The sequence below is a fragment of the Streptomyces sp. ISL-87 genome (assembly GCF_018614095.1).
Classification (GTDB): Bacteria; Actinomycetota; Actinomycetes; order Streptomycetales; family Streptomycetaceae; genus Streptomyces.
This window is the reverse complement of record NZ_JAGGOY010000009.1, coordinates 24853-34692: the sequence shown is the minus strand read 5'-3', so window position 1 is coordinate 34692 and position 9840 is coordinate 24853. Positions and strand designations below refer to the sequence as shown.

Sequence of the window (9840 nt, the reverse complement as noted above, 5' to 3'; positions counted from 1 at the left end):
CCTTCAGCAGGTCATCCGTTGTCACGTAGAGTGCGGTCGCGAGGGTGTTCAGGTTGTTCGTCACACAACGATCTTGAACACCCTCGCTCTCGTCACCGCAGGCACCCCTTGGAATTGATCATCTAGGACACCAACCCGTACATCCCGGCCCCCTTCGCAGGCGACCCCGCACCGCCCGCGCCCGAAGCCGAGGACGGGCGCGGGCTGATCCTCGTACGTCTGTGCGCGGACAGGTACGGCTCGTACCGCCTCGACGGGGGCACGCGGGCAAGCTGCTCTGGGTGGAGTGCGCAGCCGCACCCTGACACCGGCAGTAGCCGGCTACGCGTACTTGGGCCGGAAGCCGCTCAGCTCATCGGCAACGGCACTGAGCCAGCTGCCCGCCGAGTGGTCTCCCGGCGGTTCGCGCTCCATTCCCAGTTCTGCCACGGCGAGTGCGTGGTCGGCCTCGTCCAGTCCGAGTGCGAGCAGCTCGCGGATCTCGCCGACGACGCGGGCCACGAGAGTGCGGTCTGTCGAGTCGGCGTAGTCGCGGACGGCCGCCTCGTGGTCGGTGAACTCGTCCGGCATGTCCTGCGAGAACCAGCCGCCGAGGAACTGTCCGAGTTCGGGGAAACGCGCATGCCATTCCCAACGGGTCTCGGGCAGCTCCGATGGGCGAGGGACCTCGCCACTGTCGATGCTCTGCTTGATGTGGTCGGCGAGCTGGACGAGCCATGCCTGGATCTCGGAGTCGGATAGGCCGATGTCCGGGACCGGGTAGAACTCGCCGAGCCGCTGACGCAGCCGACCGGGCGGATTGTTGGCGTAAGCGCGCAGTTGCTGCTCCGCGACGGACAGGGCCCAGGGGCGGGTGTGCCAGGTGTGCCGCAGGTAGGCCCTGAGAGCACGGCTCGGCCGGTCTTGCTCGTCGTCTGCGGGCTGACCGAGGTACGCGCTGACCACTTGGTCCAGCTCGCCATAGCGGCGGTCGAAGTCGATGGGCTTCATGGACATCGGGGACGGCCTCTACAGGTAGATCGGGACGGTGGTGTGCACGACGAAACCGTGGGGCGCGCCGGGCTCGCGCCGGAGCACGACCCGTGCCGCCCGTACGTCCACCGGCTCACGCCCGGCGAAGGCCATGGCCTGGAGCAGGACGCGGCCGACCGGATCGGGACGGGAGGGCCAGGCCGCTTCGAGGGTGATCCGGAGGCGGGTGCCCTTGGCGAGCCAGCGGTGGATGGTCTGCTCGTTGCGGGTGATGACCTCCTGGGTGGCCCATTGGGCGGTTTCCCGGTCGGGGTAGGTGGCGGTTCGCGTCAGCATGGATTCCCAGTTCGGTGGATCTGATCAGGTGGGGTCGAAGTGCCAGATCATCGCGACTTCGGCGTCGTTGACGGCAATCAGACCGGCATCCCAGCCGTAGCGGCTGAACGGATCCGTTAGGCGGACAGGCTGCTCGTAGAAGTCCGGGTTCTCGGCCTTCCACCCCACATTGGAGTAGAAGCGCGTGCCGGGGAGGAAGCGCGAGAGGATCAGACGCGCTCGGCGTTCCATTTCGGGCCGATCACGGTCGAAATCCGCCGCCTTGGCCACCTCCAGGCCGGGAATACCGAGCAGGACGACCAGCGACTGGACCGAGCTCCGGGGAAGCTCGGTCACTCGCTGCCGGAAGCGGACCACGTCTTCGGGTGTGGTCGGGGCCTCGGCGAAGGGGAACAGCGGATCGTCCCGTCGTTCGTCCTCGTCCTCGTCCGGATCGAGCGATCGCCATCCGCGTGGGTCGGAGGTCTGACCGCGCATGATCGCGGCGGCGTCGAGCCACCACTCCTCGTGCTCGCGGCGGACAACGGATACGGAGGTATAGCTGTATTGGTAGAGCTCGAGTGCGTCCGCCCACGCCTCCGCGGTGAGTTCAGTCATCATTCACTCCACTACTCAGGTGACGATGTGTGGACGACGAAAGGCGGATTCAGGTTCGGGTCGTACTGAAGGCGCGTTCTCACACCTTTGGCATCCTCAACGGGCATCGGCACGTTGTTCACACCCCGAGAGGTCCGTCCGGTCACTGCGTCTCCGGTGAGCGGGCCTTCCAACGGTATCGATGGCACGACGATGGACAGTGCACGTTTGGCCGGGGGAGGATTCTTCAGCCACTCCTGGATTTCCGCGGTGTTGTGGCGGATGTTGTACTGAGTGTATTTCTGGGCGGACTCGAAGTCGGCGAAGCTCGACGCCGACATGAGCTCGAGCTTCCCGGACGGCTTGGACTGGTCCCGGTGCCTTTGCAGCAGCTGCTCATCGGTCTTGCCGACGTGCTTCTCCAGGGTATGCCCGCCCCCGAGGTCCTCGTTCGTCGCCAGGTCGAATGAGTACATGAACGGGATGGGGCTCTCGCCGCCGCGTTGCCAGCTGTGTTCCTGCTTGAACTCGTTGAGCGACCGCGCACCGAAGCCTTGGGCGCGCGCGATCTCGGACTGGTACGTCGGGGCGCTGAGGATCGCCTCTTCCAATTCCGGTACGAGCTTGATCAGCTTGTCGGCCGCTGCGTCGAACTCGCCGTGGTAATGGTCGACGGCTGCGTCCACGGTCGCTTGGTCCATATGGGACCGGAACGACATCATGACTTGGCCGACGAAGGCGCCGACCCCGAGCTTGGTGATGCCCTTCAGGTCCAGGTCGGTTGTGAAGTCCTTGGCCGTGGCCCTGGCGGCCTCTTTGCCGCAGCGCTCGGTCGTCGCCCTGGTGGTGTTCATGACCTGGGCCAGGTGGTCGAGGGTCTCCTGAAGCGTGTCCGCCGTCTTCTTCAGCACGTCGACGATGGGACGCCGGCCCGTGGGCGGCAGATCCCGATTGGTCCGCCAACTACGTCCGGTCTCCGCCCTGTTGCGGTTCTCGTCGCGGGCCTTGCCCCACTCGGTCGAGCCCCAGACGCTCTGTCCGAACGCGCGCATCGCGCGCTGCCATTCACTATTGCCGCGCGTGTCGGTGATGGTGGAGATGGCATCGGTGAACTCGTCGGAGGCCTTCGTGGTTTCGCCCGCGATGAGGTGCCAGGACTTTGCCATGTCCCGGCCATCCTCCTGCTTGAAGCCAGGAGTGATCTCGTGTGCCTTCCCGAGGCGCAGAAGATGCTGGAACGAGGGCCCGACGATGAGGGCGAGCCAGTCGGGGAACTCGCCGAGGATCCCGGAGATCCACCAGGAGTCGGCGTCCTCTCCGGTGCCCGACCACTTGATGCTGTTGACGGGGCCGTACCGAGGCGGCTTGTTGATGACGACGGGCTCCGGGGCGTTCCTCGGCTGCGTACCCTTGCGACCGCTCGCCTCCCAGTCGGCCAGCACATAGTGGTTGGCGGTGATGGTCAGGCCCACGGCGGCGCCGCCGACGCTGACCACGCTCCTGCCCCAGGCCTCCAGGAACTTCTCCGTCACGATCACGTAGGCAACCGCGAAGTTGTGGGCGCCCCAGCCTCTGCCGGCGGACTGGTTGTACTTGTTCAGCGCGTCGACCAGCACGAATGCCCGGTCGGCGTGGGCGAACTGCGCATCCTTCACCAGTTCCGAGGCGTGGTAGACGTGCACTGGCTGGACGTCGAAGCCGCCCGTTCTGGTTTGGCGGGGGCGGAGCAGTCCCTGCCATCAGGCCGCTCCCCATCCGTGCAGCACGGCCTTGTGGGCGTTCGCGTAGCTGTGGTGCCCGTTGACGACGATGTCGTGGAGCCAGGCCTGGGTCGCGACCAGGTCCTGCGCCGACCGGTCCCATCGGTCGAGTTGGTCGATGAACGACTGCCTGGCTTCGCCGTCCCAGGTCAACACGACCTTCTCGGCCCGTTCGTAGAGCACGTCCAGCTGCTCGTTGAGTGTCTTGAGGATGGCCTCAAGGTCGCCCGCGAGCTTCTGTTGCGTCGCGAAGTCGACTGATATCCCGTCGTCACCAGACGGCACGGTTCCCCCTCGTGTCCTTGATGGCTGGTCGAGCCGGTGTTACCTGCTCACAGGTCGGCGACGTTCGAGTTCGACGTCTTCGACCTGCCCGCGGCGGCGGTCTCCTCCGACGGCACCAGGCTGGTCCGCATCCGCGACCGGCACAGCCGACTGGTCGAGGAGCAGGTGGACGGCCGTACGGTCCGCTACGCGTACGACGAGCTGAGCCGGCCGGTGGGCATGACCACCCCCACCGGGGCGAAGACCCGCTGGACGTACGACGAGGGCGGCCACTGCACCGAGCTCACCGCCTCGGGCCGGACGCTGACCTTCGAGCGGGACGCGGCCGGCCGTGAACTGACGCGGCGCATCGGCGACAGCGCGGCGCTGCACCAGACCTTCGACGCGGTGGGCCGCCTCACCACCCGGCACATCACCGGCTCGGACCAGCGGACCCTGCTGCGCCGCGGCTACAGCTACCGTGCCGATGGCAATCTGCTGGCGATCGAAGACGACGCGACGGGGCCGCGGACCTTCACCCTGGACGCGGCCTCCCGGGTCACCGCCGTGGACGCCGCCTCCTGGTCGGAGCGGTACGCCTACGACGAGGCGGGCAACCAGACCTCCGCCGCCTGGCCTGAGCAGCTGGGCTCGGAGGCCACCGGCGAACGCGCGTACACCGGGACGCGGATCACACGCGCGGGCCGTGTCCGCTACGAGCACGATGCGCAGGGCCGCGTCATCCTGCGACAGAAGACCCGGCTCTCCCGCAAGCCGGATACCTGGCACTACACGTGGGACGCGGACGACCGGCTCACGGAGGTGACCACCCCGGACGGGACGCGTTGGCGCTACCGCTACGACGCAATGGGCCGCCGTGCCGCGAAGCAACGGCTCGCGTCGAGCGACGCCTCACATGACACATCGGCGAAGCCGGACGAGGTCGTGGAGGAGACCGTCTTCACGTGGAACGGCCCGACCCTCGTCGAACAGACGACGCGCTCGGCGGGCAACCCGCACGAGGTCACGCTCAGCTGGACACACTCCGGCCTCCACCCGCTCACGCAGGTGGAGTCCATACGCCAGGTCTCGCTGGGGGCGCAGGCGTCGCAGGAGGAGATCGACAGCCGGTTCTTCGCCATCGTCACCGACCTGGTCGGCACGCCGACCGAGCTGATCGACGAGCAGGGAGAGGTCGCCTGGCGCACCCGCTCGACGGTATGGGGCACGACGAGCTGGAACCGGGACGCCTCCGCCTACACCCCGCTGCGCTTCCCGGGCCAGTACCACGACCCGGAAACCGGCCTCCACCACAACTACTTCCGCACCTACGACCCGGAGACGGCCCGCTACCTGACGGCCGACCCACTGGGCCTCGCACCGGCCCCGAACCCGGTCGCCTACGTCACCAACCCGCTCGTGTGGGCGGACCCACTGGGCCTCAGCCCCTGCCCGAAGAAGGGCGAGGAGCAGAAGGCCCTGCCCCGGGCCGAGCGTGAAACCATCCCGCACCTGGAGGGTTCACCGATCCTCGCGCGCTTCGCCCAGCCGGGAGAGGAGTTCAACATGGTGATCTCCCCCGGCCAGAGAGGACCGGGCGGATTCGGTACCTTCGGCGACGTACCCAACCAGCAGTTCGTTCGAGATCAGATGGCCGTCCGCACCGACTGGAAGCCGGACGTCTCGCTCCTGCAGCGATACCGCATCTCGGAGGGCGACCCCATCCTCGTCCAGGAAAGCATCATCGGACCCCAGATGGACCCGAAGCTGGGCCATCTACCCGGCGGCGCGAGTCAAATAGAGATCATGGAACGATCGGACCGAGCCCGGCTGATTCCAGTCGGCCCACCCACGGAGATTCCCAAGTGACAGAAGAAGATCCCGACGTCGTGATCACCTGGACCCAGGGTGACACCACGGTCCGGTGGAGCGGCCCCGCCGGGACCGTCGAGAAGTCGTACGAGCTTCCGCCACAGGGCGTCATGGCATGGCGGGAGTACGACAAGACGATGGTGCTGGTGGTGGAAGCGCTGGACACCACACCCTCCTCCCCGACGGACAACGCGGTGGTCTACTGGGCCGACGGATCGGAGCGGTTCCGGCTGCACCCGCCGAACGACCTGGTGTGGAACCCGAACAGTGTGGAGGGTTTCTACGACGCCTTCCCGCAAGATGGCCGGCCTCTCATGATCATGGCCACGCGCGCGGGCGATTTCCACGGCCGCATCGACCTGGAGACCGGCGAGATCGTGGACACCAACATCTGGCGCTGAGCCGGAGGAAGAGTCTCGGCTGGCAAGGCCTGAAGTGGTGTGGCTGTGGGGCGTCTACGGCGCGCCAGACGCAAATGGCGTCCCACAGCCGACCGACCGTGCCGAAAGCCCACACCCGAGGTGTCACAATCCAGGCAGCTCTCACCGGCAGATGTGTCAGGTTCGGGAGCGGCCGTAGCGCAGCAGAAGGTCCACCACGGCTGCCGTGCCACTACGTGCCAGTCAGAGCAGTAAACAGCGGTCAACAGAGGTGCACCTGCGAGGCCCCACAAGCAGAAGGCCCTGCCCCCGGCCTAGCGTGAACCCCCGCACCTGGAAGGTGCGCCGATCCTCGCGCGCTTCGCCAAGCCGGGAAAGGAGTTCAACATGGTGATCTCACGCGGTCAGATCACTCCCGGCGGATTCGGTACCTACGGCGACGTGCCCAATCAGCAGTTCGTTCGAGATCAGATGGCCGTCCGCACCGACTGGAAGCCGGACTCTCGCTCCTGCAGCGCTACCGCATCTCGGACGGTGACCCGATCCTCGTCCAGGAGAGCATCATCGGGCCCGAGATGGACCCGGAGCTGGGCCATCTACCCGGCGGGGGGACTCAAATAGATGGAGAAGACCGACCGAGCCCGGCTGATCCCAGTCGGCCCACCTACGGAGATTCCCAAGTGACAGAAGAAGATCCCGGCGTCGTGGTCGCCTGGACGCGGGGCGACACCACGGTCCGGTGGAGCGGCCCTGCCGGGACCGTCGAGAAGCAGTACGAACTGCCACCACGGATCGTCCTCGCGTGGCGGGAGTACGACCAGACGCTGGTGCTTGTGGTGGAAGCCATCAACAGCGCACCATTCACCCCGTCGGACAACGCGGTGGTCTACCGGGCCGACGGCTCGGAGCGGTTCCGGCTACACCCGCCGAACGACTTGGTGTACGAACCGAGCGACATGCACGGCTTCTACGACGCCTTCCCGCAGGATGGCCGGCCACTCGTGATCATGGTTACGCGCAATGCGGGCGATTTCCACGGCCGCATCGACCTGGAAACCGGCGAGATCGTGGACACCAACACCTGGCGCTGAGCCGGGGAAGAGTGTCGGCTGCCAGGGGCTGAGGTGGTGTGGCTGTGGGCGCCCCAGACGCACAGATGGCATCCCACAGCCGACTGACCGTGCCGAAGGCCCGCACCCCGCTGGTGCGGGCCTTCGGCACGCCTGGAAGCGGCGCGAAGGCAGGCGGATGGACGGATGCCAAACGGGAACGTCGGCCGCCGGTATGCCCGAGGTGTGTCACCGTCCAGGCGGCTCGGACCGGCAGGTGCGTCAGGTGCGGGGGTACCTGATCGGCCGTATCCCCCAGCCGGACGGCCAACAGGCGAGGGACGCAGCATGACAGCTTGCAGACATGCATCCGTGAGCAGGAGCGGACGCGCAGCAGAGACTCCACCACGGCTGCCGTGCCGCTACGTGCCAGTCAGAGCAGTAATCAGCGGTCAACAGTGGTGCGCTGCGGGGCCCCGCAAGCAGCATCCAGATGCATATCTTCGCAGGTCAGAGGCCATATGCAGGCCCAAGTACCGGGTGATTCCCAAGCTTATAGCGCGGGTTCGATTCCCGTCATCCGCTCCACGGCAAAGCCCCAGGTCAGCGACCTGGGGCTTGTTTTTGTCTAGACCTCCGCGTGAGGCGCGCACCACTTGCGCACCACCTCGGACCCGACGCTTAACGGCACCTCACCCCGAGGAGTAGCCGAGATGCCCGGCCAGGAGGTCGGCGAAGCGTGGCACACCCGCCCCGTCGGGCAATGGCATCGGCAATCGTGACCGGTGGATTCCGCTTCTCTGCGGCCAGCCTGACCACTGTCTGCACGACCTCGCTCGGCAACTCGCCGTACAGTCCGCACAGATACGCGTCCGGGTCGATCACGTGCACCCCGCGCTTCGCCAAGTCGTCGGCAGGGAAGTCGCCGAGGTTCCACGTGATGAGCGCACCGGCGCCAGCGGCCACCGCTGCCGCCGCGTGGTGCCGGTCGTCGGGGTCGTCGCCTGGCATCTCGTCCACAAGGTGCGCGTAGGTGGCTGCCGGGATCTCACAGTCGGAGAAGAACCGCCGGATGGCGCGAGTAACCGCGGCAGCCGAGTCCGTAGAACGTCTGCCCTCCCGGACGATGACCCGTTCCCACTCCGCCAGGAGTCGTTCGGACCACACGATCTCGTGGATGGAGTCCTCCGTGAGGGCCAGCATCACGTCCATCACGGAGAACGGAAACAGGACGTTGGTGTCCACGAAGACCCGCGCCGCCACGTTTACCCTTCCTGCCTGTCACGCTTCCAGCAACACCGGGATCAGCAGGGCAATCCGGCATCGTCCAGCGCATCGGCGATCTGACGCCGCCCTTCCCTACGGCGCTGGCGCCGCTGCTGGAAAGCCAGCACATCCGCGAGACGCACCACGCGGTGACTGCTGCCGGGCAGGTTCGTCGAGGGGATGTCACCGGCATCAAGCAGGCGTGCAACGAACGGCCGAGACAAGCCCAGAAGCTCAGCCGTCTCAGTAGGCGACAGCTGCACCTCGGACGCCAGGACCGTGACCGCATGCCCACGGGCCAGCTCGCCCGCCGAGGCGAGAAGAATCCGGACCAGTTCCGCTGGCAGCGCCAGCTCGCCGCCATCCGCGGTGCGCACCAACACCTCAACCTGCTCCGGCACCATCCGGGCAGTCGCGGCGAGCACGTTCTGATGCGTGGGATTCGGTTCGACCTTTTCAGCACGGGCAAGAACGCTCGTTCGAGCCATGTCCGTCTCCCATTCACCGGCCCAGCCAAGCAAACATCTGCAATAACTGTAACCGACAGCCCCGGGTGGGCAACCACGAAGAAGACATGCCCCGAAACCGTCGGCGAGGCCGCCTTGCCCCGCACAGGACCGCGCGGTGGACTTGCCGATGCACGCCGGCACGCCGCTCAACGCGACCACCCTCCCGGCCGGCACCTCGGCTGACGCCATACGGGAGGCCGTGCCACAACGTGCCAGTAGGGCCGGTAAACAGCGGCCAACAAGGCACTCCGGGGTCCGCCCGCAGGCTCACGTTCTGACGGGCTGCACACGCCGCAGCTGGCGGACACTCTTGTTCAAGACGCTGCACTCGAGGTGAATCAATATCTGTGCGCGCGGTCTGAGAGTTTAATGGACCCCGAAGGGAGAGTTTTTCCCACAACGCACAGCGTGGCAATATTTAACGTACACAAGCCACTGCAGCGTGCTACTGTCGGTCTCGGTTGCAGTTTTGGTACCCAAAAAACTTCAAGCGCCTCCAGTCGGCCTCCGTGCCACATGGAAGCACTTTATATTTCCTGGTCATTTTCCGGGCGGGGCATCATCGCGGCGACACGGTATCCGCATAGTGCGAATTCCGGTGTACTGCCCCAAAGGAGATATGACATGGCTACTGGCACCGTGAAGTGGTTCAACGCGGCAAAGGGCTTCGGCTTCATCGAGCAGGACGGTGGCGGCGCTGACGTGTTCGCCCACTTCTCGAACATCGCCGCCCAGGGCTTCCGCGAGCTGCTCGAAGGCCAGAAGGTCACCTTCGACATCGCGCAGGGCCAGAAGGGCCCGACGGCCGAGAACATCGTTCCCGCCTGACGCTGACGCGCATCTTGTAGTTGGGGCC

General features: G+C 66.4%; 10 protein-coding genes and 1 pseudogene. 4 read left to right on the top strand and 7 right to left on the bottom strand.

Annotated features, from left to right (window positions below):
* Positions 1 to 321: 321 nt before the first annotated feature.
* From J7I97_RS03375 to J7I97_RS03355, 5 genes are read right to left on the bottom strand one after another with little or no spacing between them, the layout of a single operon-like run.
* Positions 322 to 996 (bottom strand): contact-dependent growth inhibition system immunity protein, encoded by a 675-nt coding sequence (locus tag J7I97_RS03375; protein WP_214930858.1) that lies wholly within the window; start codon positions 994 to 996, stop codon positions 322 to 324.
* Positions 997 to 1008: 12 nt separating this feature from the next.
* Entirely contained in the window at positions 1009 to 1308 is a 300-nt protein-coding gene (locus J7I97_RS03370) for an RNase A-like domain-containing protein (RefSeq protein WP_214930857.1), read from the bottom strand.
* Between the two features lie 24 nt (positions 1309 to 1332).
* On the bottom strand, positions 1333 to 1905 hold the full coding sequence (locus J7I97_RS03365) for a hypothetical protein (RefSeq protein WP_214930856.1): 573 nt from the start codon (positions 1903 to 1905) through the stop codon (positions 1333 to 1335).
* 11 nt (positions 1906 to 1916) lie between these two features.
* Positions 1917 to 3566 (bottom strand): RNase A-like domain-containing protein, encoded by a 1650-nt coding sequence (locus J7I97_RS39785; protein WP_214930855.1) that lies wholly within the window; start codon positions 3564 to 3566, stop codon positions 1917 to 1919.
* A 57-nt stretch (positions 3567 to 3623) separates the two neighbouring features.
* The gene (locus J7I97_RS03355; RefSeq protein ID WP_214930854.1) at positions 3624 to 3929 is read right to left on the bottom strand and encodes a WXG100 family type VII secretion target; all 306 of its coding nucleotides are present in this window, start codon (positions 3927 to 3929) and stop codon (positions 3624 to 3626) included.
* 45 nt (positions 3930 to 3974) lie between these two features.
* Between J7I97_RS03355 and J7I97_RS03350 the strand changes: the two are divergent.
* The 3 genes and pseudogenes from J7I97_RS03350 to J7I97_RS03340 all read left to right on the top strand — a co-directional run.
* Positions 3975 to 5777, top strand: a pseudogene (locus J7I97_RS03350) (RHS repeat domain-containing protein); the annotation flags it as partial.
* Entirely contained in the window at positions 5774 to 6181 is a 408-nt protein-coding gene (locus tag J7I97_RS03345) for a hypothetical protein (protein WP_214930853.1), read from the top strand. The pseudogene J7I97_RS03350 and the gene J7I97_RS03345, both read left to right, overlap by 4 nt.
* A 659-nt stretch (positions 6182 to 6840) precedes the next feature.
* The gene (locus J7I97_RS03340) at positions 6841 to 7251 is read left to right on the top strand and encodes a hypothetical protein (protein WP_214930852.1); all 411 of its coding nucleotides are present in this window, start codon (positions 6841 to 6843) and stop codon (positions 7249 to 7251) included.
* A gap of 639 nt (positions 7252 to 7890) precedes the next feature.
* Here J7I97_RS03340 and J7I97_RS03335 read toward each other — a convergent pair.
* Together J7I97_RS03335 and J7I97_RS03330 are read right to left on the bottom strand one after the other, a co-directional pair.
* Positions 7891 to 8454: a PIN domain-containing protein gene (locus J7I97_RS03335; protein WP_214930851.1), complete on the bottom strand. Its 564-nt coding sequence runs from the start codon at positions 8452 to 8454 to the stop codon at positions 7891 to 7893.
* Between the two features lie 59 nt (positions 8455 to 8513).
* Positions 8514 to 8963: a helix-turn-helix domain-containing protein gene (locus J7I97_RS03330; RefSeq protein WP_214930850.1), complete on the bottom strand. Its 450-nt coding sequence runs from the start codon at positions 8961 to 8963 to the stop codon at positions 8514 to 8516.
* Between the two features lie 645 nt (positions 8964 to 9608).
* Between J7I97_RS03330 and J7I97_RS03325 the strand changes: the two genes are divergently transcribed.
* Complete coding sequence (locus tag J7I97_RS03325; protein WP_214930849.1) at positions 9609 to 9812, top strand: cold-shock protein; 204 nt, start codon at positions 9609 to 9611, stop codon at positions 9810 to 9812.
* The last annotated feature ends 28 nt before the right edge of the window (positions 9813 to 9840 follow it).

Coding starts and splice junctions, on each gene's coding strand:
- J7I97_RS03365 (WP_214930856.1), bottom strand. CDS start 1,905: ATGACTGAACTCACCGCGGAGGCGTGGGCGGACGCACTCGAGCTCTAC.
- J7I97_RS03370 (WP_214930857.1), bottom strand. CDS start 1,308: ATGCTGACGCGAACCGCCACCTACCCCGACCGGGAAACCGCCCAATGG.
- J7I97_RS03375 (WP_214930858.1), bottom strand. CDS start 996: ATGTCCATGAAGCCCATCGACTTCGACCGCCGCTATGGCGAGCTGGAC.
- J7I97_RS03325 (WP_214930849.1), top strand. CDS start 9,609: ATGGCTACTGGCACCGTGAAGTGGTTCAACGCGGCAAAGGGCTTCGGC.
- J7I97_RS03330 (WP_214930850.1), bottom strand. CDS start 8,963: ATGGCTCGAACGAGCGTTCTTGCCCGTGCTGAAAAGGTCGAACCGAAT.